This is a genomic window from Pseudomonas sp. TS_SC_3 (assembly GCF_056156225.1).
Window position 1 is genome coordinate 1,082,388 of the sequence record NZ_CM149586.1, and the last position, 19,544, is coordinate 1,101,931.

Annotated in this window: 6 protein-coding genes, 5 tRNA genes, 6 rRNA genes and 3 pseudogenes; 13 read left to right on the plus strand and 7 right to left on the minus strand. The window is 53.1% G+C overall.

Going from position 1 to position 19,544, the window contains the following annotated elements; translation table 11 throughout:
• Nucleotides 1-12 precede the first annotated feature (12 nt).
• The 7 genes and pseudogenes from AC0J6G_RS05370 to AC0J6G_RS05400 form a co-directional block, all read right to left on the minus strand.
• Nucleotides 13-417, minus strand: a pseudogene (locus AC0J6G_RS05370) (CorA family divalent cation transporter); the annotation flags it as partial.
• 65 nt (nt 418-482) lie between these two features.
• On the minus strand, nt 483-1,208 hold the full coding sequence (locus AC0J6G_RS05375; protein ID WP_475251995.1) for a 1-acylglycerol-3-phosphate O-acyltransferase: 726 nt from the start codon (nt 1,206-1,208) through the stop codon (nt 483-485).
• A 70-nt stretch (nt 1,209-1,278) separates the two neighbouring features.
• Nucleotides 1,279-2,034, minus strand: a pseudogene (locus tag AC0J6G_RS05380) (substrate-binding periplasmic protein); the annotation flags it as partial.
• Between the two features lie 29 nt (nt 2,035-2,063).
• Nucleotides 2,064-3,214, minus strand: a protein-coding gene (locus tag AC0J6G_RS05385; RefSeq protein ID WP_475249676.1) for an IS3 family transposase whose coding sequence is annotated in 2 segments (ribosomal slippage) — nt 2,064-2,971 and nt 2,971-3,214 — 1,152 coding nt in all. Because the reading frame shifts where the segments join, the coding sequence is not laid out codon by codon here.
• A gap of 221 nt (nt 3,215-3,435) precedes the next feature.
• Nucleotides 3,436-4,263 (minus strand): methyl-accepting chemotaxis protein, encoded by an 828-nt coding sequence (locus AC0J6G_RS05390; RefSeq protein WP_475253607.1) that lies wholly within the window; start codon nt 4,261-4,263, stop codon nt 3,436-3,438.
• Between the two features lie 30 nt (nt 4,264-4,293).
• Nucleotides 4,294-5,319 (minus strand): annotated as a pseudogene (locus AC0J6G_RS05395) (HAMP domain-containing protein); the annotation flags it as partial.
• 171 nt (nt 5,320-5,490) lie between these two features.
• Nucleotides 5,491-6,180: a crotonase/enoyl-CoA hydratase family protein gene (locus AC0J6G_RS05400; protein WP_475251997.1), complete on the minus strand. Its 690-nt coding sequence runs from the start codon at nt 6,178-6,180 to the stop codon at nt 5,491-5,493.
• A 171-nt stretch (nt 6,181-6,351) separates the two neighbouring features.
• On the opposite strand from AC0J6G_RS05400, the gene AC0J6G_RS05405 reads away from it, so the two are divergent.
• From AC0J6G_RS05405 to rrf (AC0J6G_RS05465), 13 genes are all read left to right on the plus strand, one after another.
• Nucleotides 6,352-6,594, plus strand: a complete 243-nt coding sequence (locus AC0J6G_RS05405) for a hypothetical protein (RefSeq protein ID WP_475251999.1) — start codon at nt 6,352-6,354, stop codon at nt 6,592-6,594.
• A gap of 92 nt (nt 6,595-6,686) precedes the next feature.
• Nucleotides 6,687-6,776, plus strand: a tRNA-Ser gene (locus AC0J6G_RS05410).
• A gap of 102 nt (nt 6,777-6,878) precedes the next feature.
• Entirely contained in the window at nt 6,879-7,268 is a 390-nt protein-coding gene (locus AC0J6G_RS05415) for a DUF6538 domain-containing protein (RefSeq protein ID WP_475252001.1), read from the plus strand.
• 1,424 nt (nt 7,269-8,692) lie between these two features.
• Nucleotides 8,693-10,229 (plus strand): 16S ribosomal RNA (locus AC0J6G_RS05420).
• Nucleotides 10,230-10,294: 65 nt separating this feature from the next.
• A tRNA-Ile gene (locus AC0J6G_RS05425) sits at nt 10,295-10,371 on the plus strand.
• Nucleotides 10,372-10,402: 31 nt separating this feature from the next.
• Nucleotides 10,403-10,478: transfer RNA gene (locus tag AC0J6G_RS05430), tRNA-Ala, on the plus strand.
• 247 nt (nt 10,479-10,725) lie between these two features.
• Nucleotides 10,726-13,615 (plus strand): 23S ribosomal RNA (locus AC0J6G_RS05435).
• 136 nt (nt 13,616-13,751) lie between these two features.
• Nucleotides 13,752-13,867, plus strand: a 5S ribosomal RNA gene (rrf, locus tag AC0J6G_RS05440).
• A 374-nt stretch (nt 13,868-14,241) separates the two neighbouring features.
• Nucleotides 14,242-15,778 (plus strand): 16S ribosomal RNA (locus AC0J6G_RS05445).
• Between the two features lie 65 nt (nt 15,779-15,843).
• Nucleotides 15,844-15,920 (plus strand) — tRNA-Ile (locus AC0J6G_RS05450).
• Between the two features lie 31 nt (nt 15,921-15,951).
• A tRNA-Ala gene (locus tag AC0J6G_RS05455) sits at nt 15,952-16,027 on the plus strand.
• A 247-nt stretch (nt 16,028-16,274) separates the two neighbouring features.
• Nucleotides 16,275-19,164: ribosomal RNA gene (locus AC0J6G_RS05460) — 23S ribosomal RNA — on the plus strand.
• A 136-nt stretch (nt 19,165-19,300) separates the two neighbouring features.
• Nucleotides 19,301-19,416: ribosomal RNA gene (gene rrf / locus AC0J6G_RS05465) — 5S ribosomal RNA — on the plus strand.
• Together the 16S, 23S and 5S rRNA genes with 4 tRNA genes alongside form the textbook arrangement of a ribosomal RNA operon.
• Nucleotides 19,417-19,544 lie beyond the last annotated feature (128 nt).

Genomic DNA, 19,544 nt, shown 5'->3' on the forward strand with positions numbered 1-19,544 from the left:
TCCAGTCGATTTTTATAGCCAGCCGGAACGCTTGAAACTAATGAACAGGCCGATGTAGCCGCTGGTGATCACGCCGAGTACGACGAAATAGCCGTAGTGCCAAGTCAGCTCCGGCATGTTTTGAAAATTCATCCCATAGATGCCCGTCACTGCGGTGGGAAAGGCCAGGATGGCGGCCCAGGCGGCGAACTTGTGTTGAGTAACGCTTTGTCGGGATGACTCCAGCAACAGGCCAATCTCGATGGCGTGGTCGGCCATTTCGCGCAGGGCGGTGAGGTCTTCTAGCAGGCGGTTGACGTGAATCGCCACGTCGCGAAAGTAGGGCCGCATGTTGTTGTCGATAAACGGAAAGTCGAGACGCTGCAGCTCCTGGGAGACTTCCGCCAACGACCGGATATAGCGACGCAGGCGTAGCAGAAGAAAAACAGTCGCCAAGAAAAAGCCCAGCGCAGTGGCTGGGCTTTGATGCATGCGCCATGTACTTAAGCGTTCGCGGTCAGCTGCTTGTCCATTGCGTCGATGCACTGCTGCATCTGCGTTTGACAGGTTTCGATCAGCTGCGGCAGGTCATTTTGAGTCATGCCGGCTGTGGGGATCGCTGGCAGCGAGCGGATCAAAATCTCACCGCTATTCCAGCGATTGAGTTGGAGATGATTAACGTAGGTACTGACGCACACCGGGATGATCGGCACGCCAGCAGCAATCGCCATCTGGAATGCGCCTTTTTTGAGCGGCAGCAGGCCTTTGCCTAGGTTGCGCGTGCCTTCGGCAAATACCCAGATCGAGGTGTCTTTGTGCTTGAGTGTGTCGGTGGTGGTGAGCATCGCTTGTTTGGCCCGCACCGCATTGCCACGGTCTAGTAGCACGTTACCCGCCAGCCAGTAAAGCTGACCGAAGAAGGGGACCCACTTCAGGCTCTTCTTACCAATGCTCACGGTACGTTTGGGCACCACGCGCCCAAGCACGTAGAGGTCATAGTTGGACTGATGGTTGGCGATGATGACGCAGGAGCGTTGGTGGTCGAGCAGCGGTTGCACATCGGTTGTCAGCTTCCAGCCCAGCAGCCATTGCGCCGGAATGCTGTACAGGCGCGCGCAGAGGCGACTGTTGTCCGGGTTGAAGGGACGGCAGATACCAATTAACAGGCCCAAGATGCCCGCGAGGATAAAGTGCACGCCCATCGCCAGCATGCGCAGTAAAAAAAGCATTTGGTACGCCCGTCATAGGAAAAAGGCGCGCAGTGTACGGGCGTGCACTGCGTTCGGCAATTGATGCTGGTCAGAGGTCGTTACCGCTTGTTGCCCCATTGTTAGAGGCGCTGCCAGTGGCAGGTGGCAGGTCAACTGAGCTGTAACGCTGTGCCATACGGATGATGCTGCCATCTTGCTCAAGGGTTAGCAGGACGTGATCCAGTTGCTGCATAAAGTCCTGTTTATAGGGGTAGGAATGCTCATTGATACGCGTATAGCCCACGTGACCGTGTTCACTGGACAGGGTAGGGCCTTCAGTCAACCAGTTCAGCCCACTTCCAGCAAAGAGGCCTTCGCTGCGCATCTGCTGCAGCTCCCAGAGTATCGACAGGCGATCATTGATATACACATCAATGCGTTTTCCCCTGAGTTGTAGCAGGTTGGTGCGACTGTCTGTGGCGTAGCTTTGTGTAACCTCGCCAGTCGCGAGCATGGTCTTGTAGCTAGGTGCAGCGATGGTATTGAAGCCGCGGTTGAGGCCGATGCGCAGGCCCGCATAGGCCGCTGGGAAATCTGCGATGGCACGCTGCTGAGCCAGCTCTGTGCGTACAAAGGCCACCACGCTTTCTTCCAGAATTGGTCGCGAATAATCCATCCATGGGCGCTCCACAGGGCGGTGATACGGCGGGAACAGAGCAAAGGCTTTGCCTTTCTCCAGTGCGGCCAGCCCGCGTGGCCAGGGCACCGGACGGATGCTGACCTGGTAACCCGGCATGCGCGCAAAGGCTGCACGCAGGATGTCGCTGTACAACCCTTTGGCTTCATCGTTTTCGACGTGGCTGTAGGGCGGATAACTGAATCGCCCCGGATTCCCTAGACACTTTCCAGGCTCAGTAAATGTCGCTTCTCAAACTCTACCGGTGACAGCTGGTTGTTGAAACCATGCCGGCGTTTTGGGTTGTAGAACATCTCGATGTAATCGAACACATCGGCTCTGGCATCCTGCCTGGTGCTGTAGATCTTCCGCCTGATCCGCTCCCGCTTCAGCAGCTGGAAAAAACTTTCTGCTACCGCGTTGTCATGGCAGTTGCCACGTCGACTCATGCTGCCAAGCAAGTTGTTGGCTTTCAGGAAACTCTGCCAGTCGCCGCTGCTGAACTGGCTGCCCTGGTCTGAGTGAATCATCACTTCCTGCTTTGGCTTGCGTCGCCAAACCGCCATCAGCAAGGCATCAATAGCCAGGTCGCAGGTCATCTGCGGTTTCATTGACCAACCGATTACCTGCCGCGAAAACAGGTCTAGCACCACCGCCAAATACAACCAGCCCTCATAGGTGCGGATGTATGTTATGTCCGTGACCCAGACTTTGTTGGGTTCGGTGACATTGAATCGACGCTCAAGATGATTCGGCGAGGCCACTGGTGGCTTGCCACCATAACGTCCCGGACGCCGCCGATACCCCGTCTGCGAACGCAGCCCTTCCTGGCGCATTAGCCGAGCAACGCGATGCCTTCCGCACTGTTCTCCAAGCTCACGCAGATCGTCATGGATTTTGCGGTAGCCGTACACACCACCGCTCTCTAGCCACGAGTGCTTGATCAGACCAAGCAGACGTTGATCATCCTTGGCTCGTGCTGACTTCGGTTCAGCCAGCCAGGCGTAGTAACCGCTGGCATGTACTTTCAGAGTCAGGCACAGACGACGAACCGAATAGTCTGCGGATAGCTGATTGATGAAGGCGTACTTCAGCCGCACTCCTTGGCAAAGTACGCGGCGGCCTTTTTTAGGATGTCTCGCTCTTCGGTCACGCGCTTGAGTTCAGCACGCAGACGACGTAGCTCAGCTTGCTGGTCGTCCTCTTGCGCTCGCTGCTCTTGGGGCTTGCTGTAGCGCTTCACCCAGGCATACAGGCTGTGTGTAGACATGCCCAAACGAGCAGCTACCTCAGCCACCGGCAGACCTCGCTCGGTCACCTGTTTGACTGCTTCGATTTTGAATTCTTCGGGATAACGCGGGTTGCTCATGGCACCTCCTAATGGGCCGTATTATGAGGCCTGGAGGTGTCTACGAAACTAGGGGCGATTCAAACTGGCGTCACACAGCACCGTAACACTGATGGGTGTTTGCGCCTGTGCGATGCCATGTATGGTCAGGAACAGGAGCCACGTTACAAGTATGCGCATGCCCAACCCCCTCATCTGTTAGCGCAGGCTGCACGCACGAGTGCAGCCTGGTGGGTTGGCGTTCAGACCTTGAAACGCCCGAGCAGATGATCTTGCTGGCCGACCTGTTCAACCATCACAGCGCATTGGCGCACCTGTTCTTCGGCGCCTGCGGCCACCTCATGGCTGATGTCGCGGATATTGGTGGTGTTGCGGTTAATCTCCTCGGTAGTAGCGCTCTGCTGCTCTGCGGCGGTGGCAATTTGCAGGTTCATGTCGTTTATCCGGGTGATCGCATCGCTAATACGCCCGAGCATATCGTTGGCCGCGCCGGCTTCTTCTGCCGTTTTGCTGGCTGTATCGCGGCTTTGCTGCATGCGCGATTCGGCCTGCTTAACCCCGGATTGCAGCTGGTCGATCATCTGGCGGATTTCCTGGGTCGACTGCTGGGTACGTGAGGCCAGTGAGCGGACTTCATCAGCAACCACGGCAAAGCCACGGCCGGATTCACCGGCGCGTGCCGCTTCGATAGCTGCATTAAGAGCAAGCAGGTTGGTCTGGTCGGCAATACTGGTGATCACCGAGAGGATCGATTCGATGTTGTGGCTGAGTTTGGCCAGTTCGTTGATCGCGTGACTGGTTTCGTCCATTTCATCAGCGAGGTGCTTGATTGCTTCGGTGGAGCGCGACACCACGCGCACGCCATTCTCGGTTTCCTGATTGGCCGCCAGCGCGGCTTGTGCCGCAGCCTGTGCATTACGCGCCACTTCTTCGGCGGTAGAGGCCATTTCCTGCATGGCGGTGGCCAGCTGATCAAGCTCCTGCAGCTGTTGCTGCAAGCGATTGGCGGCCTGGTTGGCTGCGCTGGAGGTCAGTGTGGTGCTTTCACGCACCTGCCTGGAACTGCCCATCACCTCGCTGATCAAGCTCTGCAGGCTTTGCAGAAAGCTGTTGAACTCCTTGGAGACCAGGGCAATTTCATCGTTGCCGGTGGCAGGCAGGCGCCGGGTCAGGTCGCCTTCGCCGCTGTTAACCTCATGCAGAGAGTTGTGCAGGTGGTCGAGCGGCTTGAGCAGGCTGTTCATCAATACACCCAGCACGATCAGGCTGATGATCACCCCCAGTATGGTGCCGATCACCGCGCGCCAACTCAGAGCATTGGCTTCGGCCATAACGATGCCTTTATCCAATACCACACCGATATACCAGTCCATGCCTTTGAGGTTGGTCAGCGGAGTGAAGGACATCAGCAGGCCCTTGTCACCGCCACTGCTTTCCTGCAGCTCTTTGTTTAAGGCTGGACTTTGGCCACCGAACAACTCGCTGTAGTTTTTGCCGTTCAGCTCGGTGTTGGGGTGGGAAATGATGTTGCCATTGCGGGTGAGTAGAAACGCGTAGCCGGCACCGTTGAAGTCCAGGGTGTTAACGGCATCCGCAACAGTTTTCAAGCGGATATCACCGCCCATTACTCCCAGAAATTCGCCGGCATTGGTGATGCGCGTAACAGCAGAAATCAGGATTTCACCCGTAGTGGAGTCCACATAGGGTTCGGTCAGTACGGCTTGTGTGCCGTCTTTACCTGTCGCGTACCAGGGGCGCTGACGACCATCCCATTCAGGGGCAGGCTTCCATTCATCGCTGTTCTTGATCGGCTTGCCATCGCTTTGCAGTGCACCGAATACCAAAATGAATTCGTTCTTCAGCATGGGGCTGTTGACGATGCGCTGGGTTTCTTCGGGGCTATAGTTGCTGTCGATGCCTTGTGCCATCAAGTCCATCAACTTGAGCTTGGCGTTGAGCCAGTTCTCGATTTGCCTTGCGAGTGCGTTACTTGATTCTGCGATGCTCGCAGCAACTTGGTTCTGGAGGGTGACGCGAACCTGGTTTACTTGTACCAGCGACAGCAGGCTGGTGGTGAGGAACAACACGATGGCCGCGGCCAGACCAACCTTGTGGGCAATCTTCATAACACGCTCCCGGCGGCAATTTCGAATAGATCGTTGGGCGCCTCTGCTCCTTGGCTCTACCTGTTAAAAGTAATACAGCCTGGCCAGATTGCTTGCGGGCTCGCCATTGTTTTGCCATTAAATGCAAAAGCCCGGCACATGGGCCGGGCTTTTCGGTGTTGCGGGGTGTGTTTACACCATGTGCTTCTTGTCCAGCTCGACAGCCTGGTCGAGGGCTTCAAGCAGCGCCTTGCGCACTTTCAGCTTGGTGTTCTTGTGCGCCGTCATGTTGATTTTCTTCATCTGCTGGGCAACCGCCAGGGCCGTGGCCTGCAGCTGTTCGGCTGGCACTACTTTGTCGAGGAAGCCAGCATCAACAGCGTTTTGCGGGTCAAACATCTCGCCATTGATCACCGAACGGTGGAAGGCTGATTTGCGCAGGCGGTCACGGGCCAGTTCGATGCCAGCGTGGTGCATGGTCATGCCGATCTGCACTTCGTTGAGGCCGATGCTGAACGGGCCTTCGACGCCGATACGGTAGTCGGACGAGAGCAAAATAAAGGCACCCTTGGCGACCGCATGACCTGGGCAGGCAACGATTATCGGGAAGGGGTGAGCAAGCATGCGGCGCGCCAGGGTGGAACCGGAAGCCACTAGGTTGATGGCATTTTGCGGGCCGGAGGTCATCACTTTAAGGTCGTAGCCACCCGACAGAATGCCTGGCTGGCCGGTGATGATTACGATGGCCTTGTCCTGCACGGCGCGATCCAGAGCCGCATTGAAAGCAGTGATCACATCCGGGGAGATGGCATTCACCTTGCCATTACACAGGGTCAGGGTGGCAATGCCATCGTCGAGTTGGTAGCTGATCAGGTCGCTCATGGTCGGGTTCCTTGTGCTGAAGTGCAGCAGACGTTACTCATCCGCACTGGTCAGGTAAAGCACGATGGCTGACTGGCTGGTCAGCGAGCGCGGCCGCTTCAGCTATGACCTTGATCAATATCGGCAATTGGTCGGCTGGGCGGATGCACCGCTACCGTCGACGCTTTATTCATGAGCGATGACGCTATGCGTGGTTTAATCCTCTGCTTGGGATGCTGGCGCGTTGCATTGGCCTTGCTGCTAATGCTCGGGCTGCTCTGGCTGGCCAGTGAGCCGCGCAGCCAAAACCCTGTCGGCGTGCTGGGCTTGTTTGCTTTCAGCCTCTTTATCTCGCTTGGCTTTATTCTGTTCGGCCAACACCGATTTGAACCCAATCCCGATAAGTCCTCTACCGAGAACCAGCATTTGGCATAAGCACATGAATCTTTTGAAAAAAGATTTTGCCTTTGGCTGGCTGTTCGGCTACATTTGCGCGCCTCGACAGACAGCAATGACTATCGAGACCCGGTGAAGTGTCCGAGCGGTTGAAGGAGCACGCCTGGAAAGTGTGTATACGAGAAATCGTATCGTGGGTTCGAATCCCACCTTCACCGCCAGACATATAAGCCCTTGATTTTCCTAGAGAATCAGGGGTCTTTTGTTTCCTAAGATTCGCCTTTCTGCCCCGTTGGTACAGAGAGGTGGTACAGATGTGTGTCATGACCGAGCCGTGGAAGCATCCTCAATCGGGGATTTTTTACCTCCGCCGTGAAGTTCCCCAAAACATCCGTCAAATCATCGGCAAGCGCGAATGGAAGGTCTCTCTCGGGACTAAAGACTTCGCCACTGCCCGTCCTCGTTTTGCTGCAGAACTCATCCGCTGCGAAGAGCTTTTTCTGGCAGCAAAGGATCATCTCGCTGGTCGTCCTCGTATCCTTGCTTCCGATGCTCCCAAGCTAGCTGATCGCTGGGCGAAAGCTGTTCTAGAATCCTGGGAAATCAAGCCTGAGGATCTCAGTGACTTACGGCGACCTTCCGGTATCGCGGATAAGTCGAGCGCTGTGTCAGGAGTTCAAGGCGTCCCTAAGCAAGTTGCCCACCAAGGGTGAGGGTATCAGAGGGCTGGCAGCGCCAGACTTGATAGCTAAAGCAGAGGCGGAGGGGCTCCCAACTGCAGGGCTTGCAACGGTTAAGAAGCAATTGCGGGCAATGTCTGCTGTCATGAGCTTTGCCGTACAAAGGCTTGCAGCTATCAGCGAGGAGCCGATCTCTGCATCAGGAATGCTCAGGAGTATTGCCAAGGCTGCTCGACGCTCTGAGAGCAGAAGCGCAGAGGAGAAGCATTACACGCGCAGGGATCTGGCAGCGATCTTCAGTAGTCCTCTTTTCAAAGGGCAGTGGCAGCCACCGCAATCCGATTTCGGCCAGGCGCTCTATTGGCTGCCCTTGTTGATGATCTATCCTTCGAGGCCTCTGGTCAGAGTGCGGTACTCGCTCATGTGGGCGTGAGGTAGGGGCCCGTGGGTGATCGTCGTGGCCCGGATCGCCCTCGTTGTCGACAGGTAAGCCTGAGCATTGTGTTTGGTCGGGGAGGGTGTGCCCTGATTTTTTAGGCGGAGAGGGGTGGGTAGTGTCCGTAGGTGCGGAGCCGTCAGAGTAATGTGGTCTCCATCATATAGATGCTAACCCTTGTTCTGGGGCGATTCAGTGCGACAGGTTTGTGTGGTGGCTTGGTTCATTACTTTGATGTCGTCTTGATGGTGCTTCAATAACAGGTCGTTAGCACGAGGCGTCTCTCTCTTGATTGAGGGCGAACGGCTTGGTAGTTGTTAAGGCGTTGTTTTCTAGCTTACATTCATGCTGTCTTGCTCGTGGCGTTCGGTGTTATTGATGGGCGCTAAGCTCGCGAATGGTTGTTCCTGCAAAGCCGTTGAAGCGTCAGCTTCAACGGCTTTGTCGTTTCTGCAGGCTCCGCAAATCTCTGGATATATGTGTGGTTGTGCATCGCAATCACGCGATTAGCGTAGCTGTCTGGGTGCATGCAATCCTTAAACTGCTTGCTAAACAATGAGTTAGATTTGGTTGGGGGTTGCAAAGCCGCAAAAGCTGCGTAGAATGCGCCGGGCTGACAGGGTAGATGTTTGGTTTTGTCGGTGGTTCGGTCGAGATGATCGCAAGCGGTAAAGAGGCAGTTGACAGCGGTTTCAAACGCTGTAAGATTCGCCTCCCGCTGACGAGAATCGGTAAGATGATCGAAAGTGTAAGTGGTTGAGTAGAAAGCGCTTTTAGAAAAGAACTTCGAAAAACAGCTTGACGAAAGATGAGGCTGCTGTAGAATTCGCGCCTCGGTTGAGACGAAAGACTTAACCAACTGCTCTTTAACAACTGAATCAAGCAATTCGTGTGGGTGCTTGTGAGGTAAGACTGCTAGTCGCAAGATTATCAGCATCACAAGTTACTCCGCGAGAAATCAAAGATGTAACCAACGATTGCTGAGCTAAGTTTAGGGTTTTCTCAAAACCCAAGCAGTATTGAACTGAAGAGTTTGATCATGGCTCAGATTGAACGCTGGCGGCAGGCCTAACACATGCAAGTCGAGCGGTAGAGAGAAGCTTGCTTCTCTTGAGAGCGGCGGACGGGTGAGTAATGCCTAGGAATCTGCCTAGTGGTGGGGGATAACGTTCGGAAACGGACGCTAATACCGCATACGTCCTACGGGAGAAAGCGGGGGACCTTCGGGCCTCGCGCCATTAGATGAGCCTAGGTCGGATTAGCTAGTTGGTGAGGTAATGGCTCACCAAGGCGACGATCCGTAACTGGTCTGAGAGGATGATCAGTCACACTGGAACTGAGACACGGTCCAGACTCCTACGGGAGGCAGCAGTGGGGAATATTGGACAATGGGCGAAAGCCTGATCCAGCCATGCCGCGTGTGTGAAGAAGGTCTTCGGATTGTAAAGCACTTTAAGTTGGGAGGAAGGGTAGTAACTTAATACGTTGCTACTTTGACGTTACCGACAGAATAAGCACCGGCTAACTTCGTGCCAGCAGCCGCGGTAATACGAAGGGTGCAAGCGTTAATCGGAATTACTGGGCGTAAAGCGCGCGTAGGTGGTTCAGTAAGTTGGATGTGAAATCCCCGGGCTCAACCTGGGAACTGCATCCAAAACTGCTGAGCTAGAGTACGGTAGAGGGTAGTGGAATTTCCTGTGTAGCGGTGAAATGCGTAGATATAGGAAGGAACACCAGTGGCGAAGGCGACTACCTGGACTGGTACTGACACTGAGGTGCGAAAGCGTGGGGAGCAAACAGGATTAGATACCCTGGTAGTCCACGCCGTAAACGATGTCAACTAGCCGTTGGGAGTCTTGAACTCTTAGTGGCGCAGCTAACGCATTAAGTTGACCGCCTGGGGAGTACGGCCGCAAGGTTAAAACTCAAATGAATTGACGGGGGCCCGCACAAGCGGTGGAGCATGTGGTTTAATTCGAAGCAACGCGAAGAACCTTACCTGGCCTTGACATGCTGAGAACTTTCTAGAGATAGATTGGTGCCTTCGGGAACTCAGACACAGGTGCTGCATGGCTGTCGTCAGCTCGTGTCGTGAGATGTTGGGTTAAGTCCCGTAACGAGCGCAACCCTTGTCCTTAGTTACCAGCACGTAATGGTGGGAACTCTAAGGAGACTGCCGGTGACAAACCGGAGGAAGGTGGGGATGACGTCAAGTCATCATGGCCCTTACGGCCAGGGCTACACACGTGCTACAATGGTCGGTACAAAGGGTTGCCAAGCCGCGAGGTGGAGCTAATCCCATAAAACCGATCGTAGTCCGGATCGCAGTCTGCAACTCGACTGCGTGAAGTCGGAATCGCTAGTAATCGTGAATCAGAATGTCACGGTGAATACGTTCCCGGGCCTTGTACACACCGCCCGTCACACCATGGGAGTGGGTTGCACCAGAAGTAGCTAGTCTAACCGCAAGGGGGACGGTTACCACGGTGTGATTCATGACTGGGGTGAAGTCGTAACAAGGTAGCCGTAGGGGAACCTGCGGCTGGATCACCTCCTTAATCGAAGACTTCAGCTTCTTCATAAGTTCCCACACGAATTGCTTGATTCATTGAAAAAGACGATTGGGTCTGTAGCTCAGTTGGTTAGAGCGCACCCCTGATAAGGGTGAGGTCGGCAGTTCGAATCTGCCCAGACCCACCAATTGTTGTGGGGTTTGGCCTTGTAAGAATATGGGGCCATAGCTCAGCTGGGAGAGCGCCTGCCTTGCACGCAGGAGGTCAGCGGTTCGATCCCGCTTGGCTCCACCATATACAGCCTCGTTTTAGAGTTCAGAAATGAACGTTCCTGCAAAAAGCAGATGAATGTTGATTTCTGGTCTTTGACCAGTAAGAAAATCGTTCTTTAAAAATTTGGGTATGTGATAGAAGTGACTGATTGATTACTTTCACTGGTAATTAATTTGGTCAAGGTAAAATTTGTAGTTCTCAATTGCAAATTTTCGGCGAATGTCGTCTTCACGTTATTAGACAATAACCAGATTGCTTGGGGTTATATGGTCAAGTGAAGAAGCGCATACGGTGGATGCCTTGGCAGTCAGAGGCGATGAAAGACGTTGTAGCCTGCGATAAGCTCCGGGGAGTCGGCAAACAGACTTTGATCCGGAGATCTCTGAATGGGGGAACCCAGCCAGCATAAGCTGGTTATTACACACTGAATACATAGGTGTGTAAGGCGAACCAGGGGAACTGAAACATCTAAGTACCCTGAGGAATAGAAATCAACCGAGATTCCCTTAGTAGTGGCGAGCGAACGGGGACTAGCCCTTAAGTTGATTTGAGAATAGTGGAAGGCTCTGGAAAGTGCCGCCGTAGTGGGTGATAGCCCCGTACACGAAATTCTCTTATCAATGAAATCGAGTAGGACGGAGCACGAGAAACTTTGTCTGAATATGGGGGGACCATCCTCCAAGGCTAAATACTACTGACTGACCGATAGTGAACTAGTACCGTGAGGGAAAGGCGAAAAGAACCCCGGAGAGGGGAGTGAAATAGATCCTGAAACCGTATGCGTACAAGCAGTGGGAGCCCACTTTGTTGGGTGACTGCGTACCTTTTGTATAATGGGTCAGCGACTTATATTCAGTGGCGAGCTTAACCGAATAGGGGAGGCGTAGCGAAAGCGAGTCTTAATAGGGCGACAGTCGCTGGGTATAGACCCGAAACCGGGCGATCTATCCATGGGCAGGTTGAAGGTTGGGTAACACTAACTGGAGGACCGAACCGACTACCGTTGAAAAGTTAGCGGATGACCTGTGGATCGGAGTGAAAGGCTAATCAAGCTCGGAGATAGCTGGTTCTCCTCGAAAGCTATTTAGGTAGCGCCTCGTGTATCACTGTTGGGGGTAGAGCACTGTTTCGGCTAGGGGGTCATCCCGACTTACCAAACCGATGCAAACTCCGAATACCAACAAGTGTCAGCACGGGAGACACACGGCGGGTGCTAACGTCCGTCGTGAAAAGGGAAACAACCCAGACCGTCAGCTAAGGTCCCAAAGTTATGGTTAAGTGGGAAACGATGTGGGAAGGCTTAGACAGCTAGGAGGTTGGCTTAGAAGCAGCCACCCTTTAAAGAAAGCGTAATAGCTCACTAGTCGAGTCGGCCTGCGCGGAAGATGTAACGGGGCTCAAACCATACACCGAAGCTACGGGTTCATCTTAGGATGAGCGGTAGAGGAGCGTTCTGTAAGCCTGTGAAGGTGAGTTGAGAAGCTTGCTGGAGGTATCAGAAGTGCGAATGCTGACATGAGTAACGACAATGGGAGTGAAAAACTCCCACGCCGAAAGACCAAGGTTTCCTGCGCAACGTTAATCGACGCAGGGTGAGTCGGCCCCTAAGGCGAGGCAGAAATGCGTAGTCGATGGGAAACGGGTTAATATTCCCGTACTTCTAATTACTGCGATGGAGGGACGGAGAAGGCTAGGCCAGCACGGCGTTGGTTGTCCGTGTTTAAGGTGGTAGGCTGAATGCTTAGGTAAATCCGGGCGTTCAAGGCCGAGAACTGATGACGAGTTATCTTTTAGATGACGAAGTGGTTGATGCCATGCTTCCAGGAAAAGCTTCTAAGCTTCAGGTAATTAGGAACCGTACCCCAAACCGACACAGGTGGTTAGGTAGAGAATACCAAGGCGCTTGAGAGAACTCGGGTGAAGGAACTAGGCAAAATGGCACCGTAACTTCGGGAGAAGGTGCGCCGGTGAGGGTGAAGCATTTACTGCGTAAGCCCATGCCGGTCGAAGATACCAGGCCGCTGCGACTGTTTATTAAAAACACAGCACTCTGCAAACACGAAAGTGGACGTATAGGGTGTGACGCCTGCCCGGTGCCGGAAGGTTAATTGATGGGGTTAGCTAACGCGAAGCTCTTGATCGAAGCCCCGGTAAACGGCGGCCGTAACTATAACGGTCCTAAGGTAGCGAAATTCCTTGTCGGGTAAGTTCCGACCTGCACGAATGGCGTAACGATGGCGGCGCTGTCTCCACCCGAGACTCAGTGAAATTGAAATCGCTGTGAAGATGCAGTGTATCCGCGGCTAGACGGAAAGACCCCGTGAACCTTTACTATAGCTTTGCACTGGACTTTGAGTTTGCTTGTGTAGGATAGGTGGGAGGCTTTGAAGCGTGGACGCCAGTTCGCGTGGAGCCAACCTTGAAATACCACCCTGGCAACCTTGAGGTTCTAACTCTGGTCCGTTATCCGGATCGAGGACAGTGTATGGTGGGTAGTTTGACTGGGGCGGTCTCCTCCTAAAGAGTAACGGAGGAGTACGAAGGTGCGCTCAGACCGGTCGGAAATCGGTCGTAGAGTATAAAGGCAAAAGCGCGCTTGACTGCGAGACAGACACGTCGAGCAGGTACGAAAGTAGGTCTTAGTGATCCGGTGGTTCTGTATGGAAGGGCCATCGCTCAACGGATAAAAGGTACTCCGGGGATAACAGGCTGATACCGCCCAAGAGTTCATATCGACGGCGGTGTTTGGCACCTCGATGTCGGCTCATCACATCCTGGGGCTGAAGCCGGTCCCAAGGGTATGGCTGTTCGCCATTTAAAGTGGTACGCGAGCTGGGTTTAGAACGTCGTGAGACAGTTCGGTCCCTATCTGCCGTGGACGTTTGAGATTTGAGAGGGGCTGCTCCTAGTACGAGAGGACCGGAGTGGACGAACCTCTGGTGTTCCGGTTGTCACGCCAGTGGCATTGCCGGGTAGCTATGTTCGGAAAAGATAACCGCTGAAAGCATCTAAGCGGGAAACTTGCCTCGAGATGAGATCTCACTGGAACCTTGAGTTCCCTAAAGGGCCGTCGAAGACTACGACGTTGATAGGTTGGGTGTGTAAGCGCTGTGAGGCGTTGAGCTAACCAATACTAATTGCCCGTGAGGCTTGACCATATAACACCCAAACAATTTGATGTTTGTGTGTCTAATACAGAAGACCGCAACAGCCGAAAATTTGTAAGCACTGCAAAACCATTTATCACATACCCAATTCGGAGCAGCGTCTAACGACGAGGCTCCAGCTGAATCGCTTGACGACCATAGAGCATTGGAACCACCTGATCCCATCCCGAACTCAGTAGTGAAACGATGCATCGCCGATGGTAGTGTGGGGTTTCCCCATGTGAGAGTAGGTCATCGTCAAGCACCTACACCAAAACCCCCGATCAGGAAACTGGTCGGGGGTTTTACTATTAGTACAGGCATGAAGTTTTGAGCGATCAAAATCACAGCCAGTGAGATGTAACGCAAGTTGTTGAGTAGAAAGCGCTTTTAGAAAAGAACTTCGAAAAACAGCTTGACGAAAGATGAGGCTGCTGTAGAATTCGCGCCTCGGTTGAGACGAAAGACTTAACCAACTGCTCTTTAACAACTGAATCAAGCAATTCGTGTGGGTGCTTGTGAGGTAAGACTGCTAGTCGCAAGATTATCAGCATCACAAGTTACTCCGCGAGAAATCAAAGATGTAACCAACGATTGCTGAGCTAAGTTTAGGGTTTTCTCAAAACCCAAGCAGTATTGAACTGAAGAGTTTGATCATGGCTCAGATTGAACGCTGGCGGCAGGCCTAACACATGCAAGTCGAGCGGTAGAGAGAAGCTTGCTTCTCTTGAGAGCGGCGGACGGGTGAGTAATGCCTAGGAATCTGCCTAGTGGTGGGGGATAACGTTCGGAAACGGACGCTAATACCGCATACGTCCTACGGGAGAAAGCGGGGGACCTTCGGGCCTCGCGCCATTAGATGAGCCTAGGTCGGATTAGCTAGTTGGTGAGGTAATGGCTCACCAAGGCGACGATCCGTAACTGGTCTGAGAGGATGATCAGTCACACTGGAACTGAGACACGGTCCAGACTCCTACGGGAGGCAGCAGTGGGGAATATTGGACAATGGGCGAAAGCCTGATCCAGCCATGCCGCGTGTGTGAAGAAGGTCTTCGGATTGTAAAGCACTTTAAGTTGGGAGGAAGGGTAGTAACTTAATACGTTGCTACTTTGACGTTACCGACAGAATAAGCACCGGCTAACTTCGTGCCAGCAGCCGCGGTAATACGAAGGGTGCAAGCGTTAATCGGAATTACTGGGCGTAAAGCGCGCGTAGGTGGTTCAGTAAGTTGGATGTGAAATCCCCGGGCTCAACCTGGGAACTGCATCCAAAACTGCTGAGCTAGAGTACGGTAGAGGGTAGTGGAATTTCCTGTGTAGCGGTGAAATGCGTAGATATAGGAAGGAACACCAGTGGCGAAGGCGACTACCTGGACTGGTACTGACACTGAGGTGCGAAAGCGTGGGGAGCAAACAGGATTAGATACCCTGGTAGTCCACGCCGTAAACGATGTCAACTAGCCGTTGGGAGTCTTGAACTCTTAGTGGCGCAGCTAACGCATTAAGTTGACCGCCTGGGGAGTACGGCCGCAAGGTTAAAACTCAAATGAATTGACGGGGGCCCGCACAAGCGGTGGAGCATGTGGTTTAATTCGAAGCAACGCGAAGAACCTTACCTGGCCTTGACATGCTGAGAACTTTCTAGAGATAGATTGGTGCCTTCGGGAACTCAGACACAGGTGCTGCATGGCTGTCGTCAGCTCGTGTCGTGAGATGTTGGGTTAAGTCCCGTAACGAGCGCAACCCTTGTCCTTAGTTACCAGCACGTAATGGTGGGAACTCTAAGGAGACTGCCGGTGACAAACCGGAGGAAGGTGGGGATGACGTCAAGTCATCATGGCCCTTACGGCCAGGGCTACACACGTGCTACAATGGTCGGTACAAAGGGTTGCCAAGCCGCGAGGTGGAGCTAATCCCATAAAACCGATCGTAGTCCGGATCGCAGTCTGCAACTCGACTGCGTGAAGTCGGAATCGCTAGTAATCGTGAATCAGAATGTCACGGTGAATACGTTCCCGGGCCTTGTACACACCGCCCGTCACACCATGGGAGTGGGTTGCACCAGAAGTAGCTAGTCTAACCGCAAGGGGGACGGTTACCACGGTGTGATTCATGACTGGGGTGAAGTCGTAACAAGGTAGCCGTAGGGGAACCTGCGGCTGGATCACCTCCTTAATCGAAGACTTCAGCTTCTTCATAAGTTCCCACACGAATTGCTTGATTCATTGAAAAAGACGATTGGGTCTGTAGCTCAGTTGGTTAGAGCGCACCCCTGATAAGGGTGAGGTCGGCAGTTCGAATCTGCCCAGACCCACCAATTGTTGTGGGGTTTGGCCTTGTAAGAATATGGGGCCATAGCTCAGCTGGGAGAGCGCCTGCCTTGCACGCAGGAGGTCAGCGGTTCGATCCCGCTTGGCTCCACCATATACAGCCTCGTTTTAGAGTTCAGAAATGAACGTTCCTGCAAAAAGCAGATGAATGTTGATTTCTGGTCTTTGACCAGTAAGAAAATCGTTCTTTAAAAATTTGGGTATGTGATAGAAGTGACTGATTGATTACTTTCACTGGTAATTAATTTGGTCAAGGTAAAATTTGTAGTTCTCAATTGCAAATTTTCGGCGAATGTCGTCTTCACGTTATTAGACAATAACCAGATTGCTTGGGGTTATATGGTCAAGTGAAGAAGCGCATACGGTGGATGCCTTGGCAGTCAGAGGCGATGAAAGACGTTGTAGCCTGCGATAAGCTCCGGGGAGTCGGCAAACAGACTTTGATCCGGAGATCTCTGAATGGGGGAACCCAGCCAGCATAAGCTGGTTATTACACACTGAATACATAGGTGTGTAAGGCGAACCAGGGGAACTGAAACATCTAAGTACCCTGAGGAATAGAAATCAACCGAGATTCCCTTAGTAGTGGCGAGCGAACGGGGACTAGCCCTTAAGTTGATTTGAGAATAGTGGAAGGCTCTGGAAAGTGCCGCCGTAGTGGGTGATAGCCCCGTACACGAAATTCTCTTATCAATGAAATCGAGTAGGACGGAGCACGAGAAACTTTGTCTGAATATGGGGGGACCATCCTCCAAGGCTAAATACTACTGACTGACCGATAGTGAACTAGTACCGTGAGGGAAAGGCGAAAAGAACCCCGGAGAGGGGAGTGAAATAGATCCTGAAACCGTATGCGTACAAGCAGTGGGAGCCCACTTTGTTGGGTGACTGCGTACCTTTTGTATAATGGGTCAGCGACTTATATTCAGTGGCGAGCTTAACCGAATAGGGGAGGCGTAGCGAAAGCGAGTCTTAATAGGGCGACAGTCGCTGGGTATAGACCCGAAACCGGGCGATCTATCCATGGGCAGGTTGAAGGTTGGGTAACACTAACTGGAGGACCGAACCGACTACCGTTGAAAAGTTAGCGGATGACCTGTGGATCGGAGTGAAAGGCTAATCAAGCTCGGAGATAGCTGGTTCTCCTCGAAAGCTATTTAGGTAGCGCCTCGTGTATCACTGTTGGGGGTAGAGCACTGTTTCGGCTAGGGGGTCATCCCGACTTACCAAACCGATGCAAACTCCGAATACCAACAAGTGTCAGCACGGGAGACACACGGCGGGTGCTAACGTCCGTCGTGAAAAGGGAAACAACCCAGACCGTCAGCTAAGGTCCCAAAGTTATGGTTAAGTGGGAAACGATGTGGGAAGGCTTAGACAGCTAGGAGGTTGGCTTAGAAGCAGCCACCCTTTAAAGAAAGCGTAATAGCTCACTAGTCGAGTCGGCCTGCGCGGAAGATGTAACGGGGCTCAAACCATACACCGAAGCTACGGGTTCATCTTAGGATGAGCGGTAGAGGAGCGTTCTGTAAGCCTGTGAAGGTGAGTTGAGAAGCTTGCTGGAGGTATCAGAAGTGCGAATGCTGACATGAGTAACGACAATGGGAGTGAAAAACTCCCACGCCGAAAGACCAAGGTTTCCTGCGCAACGTTAATCGACGCAGGGTGAGTCGGCCCCTAAGGCGAGGCAGAAATGCGTAGTCGATGGGAAACGGGTTAATATTCCCGTACTTCTAATTACTGCGATGGAGGGACGGAGAAGGCTAGGCCAGCACGGCGTTGGTTGTCCGTGTTTAAGGTGGTAGGCTGAATGCTTAGGTAAATCCGGGCGTTCAAGGCCGAGAACTGATGACGAGTTATCTTTTAGATGACGAAGTGGTTGATGCCATGCTTCCAGGAAAAGCTTCTAAGCTTCAGGTAATTAGGAACCGTACCCCAAACCGACACAGGTGGTTAGGTAGAGAATACCAAGGCGCTTGAGAGAACTCGGGTGAAGGAACTAGGCAAAATGGCACCGTAACTTCGGGAGAAGGTGCGCCGGTGAGGGTGAAGCATTTACTGCGTAAGCCCATGCCGGTCGAAGATACCAGGCCGCTGCGACTGTTTATTAAAAACACAGCACTCTGCAAACACGAAAGTGGACGTATAGGGTGTGACGCCTGCCCGGTGCCGGAAGGTTAATTGATGGGGTTAGCTAACGCGAAGCTCTTGATCGAAGCCCCGGTAAACGGCGGCCGTAACTATAACGGTCCTAAGGTAGCGAAATTCCTTGTCGGGTAAGTTCCGACCTGCACGAATGGCGTAACGATGGCGGCGCTGTCTCCACCCGAGACTCAGTGAAATTGAAATCGCTGTGAAGATGCAGTGTATCCGCGGCTAGACGGAAAGACCCCGTGAACCTTTACTATAGCTTTGCACTGGACTTTGAGTTTGCTTGTGTAGGATAGGTGGGAGGCTTTGAAGCGTGGACGCCAGTTCGCGTGGAGCCAACCTTGAAATACCACCCTGGCAACCTTGAGGTTCTAACTCTGGTCCGTTATCCGGATCGAGGACAGTGTATGGTGGGTAGTTTGACTGGGGCGGTCTCCTCCTAAAGAGTAACGGAGGAGTACGAAGGTGCGCTCAGACCGGTCGGAAATCGGTCGTAGAGTATAAAGGCAAAAGCGCGCTTGACTGCGAGACAGACACGTCGAGCAGGTACGAAAGTAGGTCTTAGTGATCCGGTGGTTCTGTATGGAAGGGCCATCGCTCAACGGATAAAAGGTACTCCGGGGATAACAGGCTGATACCGCCCAAGAGTTCATATCGACGGCGGTGTTTGGCACCTCGATGTCGGCTCATCACATCCTGGGGCTGAAGCCGGTCCCAAGGGTATGGCTGTTCGCCATTTAAAGTGGTACGCGAGCTGGGTTTAGAACGTCGTGAGACAGTTCGGTCCCTATCTGCCGTGGACGTTTGAGATTTGAGAGGGGCTGCTCCTAGTACGAGAGGACCGGAGTGGACGAACCTCTGGTGTTCCGGTTGTCACGCCAGTGGCATTGCCGGGTAGCTATGTTCGGAAAAGATAACCGCTGAAAGCATCTAAGCGGGAAACTTGCCTCGAGATGAGATCTCACTGGAACCTTGAGTTCCCTAAAGGGCCGTCGAAGACTACGACGTTGATAGGTTGGGTGTGTAAGCGCTGTGAGGCGTTGAGCTAACCAATACTAATTGCCCGTGAGGCTTGACCATATAACACCCAAACAATTTGATGTTTGTGTGTCTAATACAGAAGACCGCAACAGCCGAAAATTTGTAAGCACTGCAAAACCATTTATCACATACCCAATTCGGAGCAGCGTCTAACGACGAGGCTCCAGCTGAATCGCTTGACGACCATAGAGCATTGGAACCACCTGATCCCATCCCGAACTCAGTAGTGAAACGATGCATCGCCGATGGTAGTGTGGGGTTTCCCCATGTGAGAGTAGGTCATCGTCAAGCACCTACACCAAAACCCCCGATCAGGAAACTGGTCGGGGGTTTTACTTTGCACATCGAAAATATCCGCGCGCATCACCAACACTTGATGGGCAACTAAACAGTGCATCGTTGTCAGGCTGCCGCATTCG

Coding starts and splice junctions, on each gene's coding strand:
- AC0J6G_RS05375 (WP_475251995.1), bottom strand. CDS start 1,208: ATGCTTTTTTTACTGCGCATGCTGGCGATGGGCGTGCACTTTATCCTC.
- AC0J6G_RS05390 (WP_475253607.1), bottom strand. CDS start 4,263: ATGGGCAGTTCCAGGCAGGTGCGTGAAAGCACCACACTGACCTCCAGC.
- AC0J6G_RS05400 (WP_475251997.1), bottom strand. CDS start 6,180: ATGAGCGACCTGATCAGCTACCAACTCGACGATGGCATTGCCACCCTG.
- AC0J6G_RS05405 (WP_475251999.1), top strand. CDS start 6,352: ATGAGCGATGACGCTATGCGTGGTTTAATCCTCTGCTTGGGATGCTGG.
- AC0J6G_RS05415 (WP_475252001.1), top strand. CDS start 6,879: ATGACCGAGCCGTGGAAGCATCCTCAATCGGGGATTTTTTACCTCCGC.